At 65.4% G+C, this 2,421-nt stretch carries 1 protein-coding gene; it reads left to right on the forward strand.

Features of this window, described 5'->3' with window-relative positions; translation table 11 throughout:
• Positions 1-261 precede the first annotated feature (261 nt).
• A partial coding sequence (locus ACYVDE_RS20370; RefSeq protein WP_460503368.1) for an FG-GAP repeat domain-containing protein occupies positions 262-2,421 on the forward strand: 2,160 nt, incomplete at its 3' end.

The following is a 2,421-nucleotide window of genomic DNA, read 5'->3' on the forward strand; positions in this document are numbered from 1 at the left end:
CGGGCGCCGGCGGCCAGGGCCTGGGGCGCAAACGTGGCCCCGCGAAAGCTAGGGCCGTTCAGGGCGAAGAACAGGGTGCCGGGCTGGGGCTGGCGCGAATCGGTGCTGACCTGGCCACCGGCGGCTAGGTACTGGGTGTAAAGCGGCGTGGGCATGAACTGGAATGACAAACCGGGTGTAATTTGCTGCAAAGGTGGGCGTGATTTTTGTTCTTCGCACGGCCACTGCCTTTTACCCATTCCTTCCCTTCCTTTTCTCTCTATGATTCGTTCGTGTACGCTACTGCTGGCGCTGCTGGCTTTTGCCGGGCTGGCCCGGGCCCAGTCGGGCACCGGTTTCGGCTTCGAATACCGCCCCGCCGGGGCCGTGGTGCATGGCACCGATACCCTGCGCAACGCCTGGATGGGTGGCCTGAATACCCCGCAGTTCAGCACTATCGACCTGAACAACGACGGCCAGCAGGACCTGTTCGCCTTCGACCACGAGAGCAGCCGCTGCTATACCTTCCTGAACGTGGCCGCGCCCACGGCCCCCAACGGCCGCCGCTGGCAGTACGCCCCGCAGTACGAAAGCCTGTTTCCGAGTGACCTGCGCCAGTGGGCGCTGCTGCGCGACTACGACTGCGACGGCCGCGCCGACCTGTTCACCTTCACCAGCGGCGGCGACATTCGCGTGTTCCGCAACGTGCTGAACGGCGGCCGCCCCAGCTTCCAGCTCACCACCAACCAGATTCGCTTCACCGGCAATTTCCCGGGCTCGGCCAACCTCACCATCGGCGGCTATAACCTGCCGGCCATTCAGGATGTGAACGGCGACGGTAAGCTCGACATCATGACGTATGACTTCATTAGTTCCAGCTTCATCGAGCAATACATCAACAACACCCCCGGCACCTGCGGCAGCGCGCTCACCTTCACCCTGACGACCGACACCTGGGGGGCCGTGCAGGCCTGTAGCAGCTGTGCCAGCTACGTGCTCAATGGGCAGTCGTGCTTTGTGGCGGCGCGCCCGCTGCACACCGGCGGCCACGGCCTGCTGCTCGGCGACCTCGACGGCGACGGCGACCAGGACCTGCTCGACGGGCGCGACAACTGCCCCGAGCTGGTGCGCCTGCTCAACCAGGGCACCACGGCCGCGCCAGTGCTCACCCAAGCCGGCATCAGCGCCAGCTTTCCGTCGGCGGCTACGCCGGTGCGGGTGCCGGTGTTTCCGGTAGGCTACTCCTTCGATGCCAATTTCGATGGCCGCGCTGACCTTGTGGTGGCCCCCAACATGGTGAGCAACCTGGCCGACCAGGTGAGCATGAGCCACCAGGTTCAGCTGTTTGCCAATTCGGCGGCCAGCGGGGCGCCCAATTTCGCGCTCAGTGCCGGGGGCTTTTTGCAAAACGACATGATTGACGTGAGCGAGGGCGCCGCCCCTACCTTCGGCGACCTCGACGGCGACGGCCTGAAGGATATGCTGGTGGGCAACTATGCCGACCGCGCCGGTACTACTTACCGCGCCACGCTGGCCTATTACCGCAACGTGGGCACTGCCGCGCGCCCCATCTTTAAGCTGCTGAACAGCGACTACTTGGGGCTGTCAGCGCAGAACCTGACGGCCCTCAAGCCGGTACTCGTCGACCTGAACCGCGACGGCGCACTCGACCTCGCGTACGGCGCCTGGGACCGGGGAACCAACTTGCTGCACTACATTTTGAATACGGCTCCGGCAGGCCAGCCCGTGGCCCTGAGCACGGCCAGTGTGGGGTATTTCAAGCCCCAGGGGGCCACTGGCACCGGCATTTTGCCCTACACTACCGGCGACATGCCCTGCTTCACCGACGTGGATGGCGACGGCTACGTCGACCTGCTCATCGGGACCAACGAAGTGCGCGAGCCGGGCAAAAGCCTGCGCTATTTCCGCAACCGCGGCCGTGGCCCGGTCGATAGCCTGTTTGTGCTGGCTAATAACGATTTCGGCCAGCTGCGCGATGCCAGCGGCTTTCCGCCCCTCAACCTGAGCGCTACCGTGGCCGACTTCGACGGCGACAACCGCCCCGACCTGCTAACAGTGGACGCCAGCGGCCTGCTGCGCCTGTTTTCTGACTACCGTGCCCAGGGCAGCCAGTTGTCGGAGCGTACCGACCTACTCTACAACCCCGCCACCGGGCAGTATGAGGATACCCGCCTGGGCCTCGATTTCTACTCGCATTGTGCCGTGGCTGCGGCCGACGTGAACGGCGACGGGGCCCCCGAGCTGTTTGTGGGCACGCAGGCCGGCGGCATCATCAGCTTCGGCACCCGCAACCGGAGCACGGCCACAGCGACCAAGAATGAGGCCGCCCGCGCCCTGGCGCTCAGCATCTACCCCAATCCGGCCACGGCCCGAGCCACCGTCGAAACCGCTGTGCCCACCCGCGTGAGCGTGCTCGACCTG

Source organism: Hymenobacter agri, assembly GCF_054778495.1.